Source organism: Pseudomonas sp. HMSC066A08, assembly GCF_001813025.1.
Taxonomy (GTDB): Bacteria; Pseudomonadota; Gammaproteobacteria; order Pseudomonadales; family Pseudomonadaceae; genus Pseudomonas; species Pseudomonas aeruginosa.
Genome location: NZ_KV811394.1, coordinates 1 through 373, shown reverse-complemented (window position 1 = coordinate 373; position 373 = coordinate 1). Strand labels below are relative to the sequence as shown.

Annotated in this window: 1 pseudogene; it reads left to right on the top strand. The window is 72.1% G+C overall.

The window, feature by feature from the left end:
- Nucleotides 1-373: pseudogene (locus tag HMPREF2886_RS35170) on the top strand (P-type conjugative transfer protein TrbL); the annotation flags it as partial.

The window sequence follows — 373 nt, the reverse complement described above, 5'->3', positions numbered from 1 at the left end:
CTATCTGGCCAAGACTATCCCCGAGCTGGTCGCGGGCATGATTAGTGGCACCTCGATGGGCGGCGGTTCGGCCATCGGTGGCATGGCAGCGGCCGGTGCAGCCGGTGCAGCGGCTGCTATTGCAACCATCGCCACGGCCGGGGCGGCCGCTCCGGCGGCGGCCGGTGCTCTTGGCGCGGCCGGTAGTGGTGGTGCAGCCGGTGCCGGTGCAGCGGGTGCCGGTGGCATTGGTGGCGGCGGTCTGGCTGCTGCGATCAATTCCAGCTTTGCCGGTGGCAGTGCGCCCGCAGCGGCCGCAACTGGCGGCACCGGGGCAGCTTCCGGCCTCGGTGCAAGCACTGGCGGCCAAGCGGCGGCCAAGGGCGCGTCATCG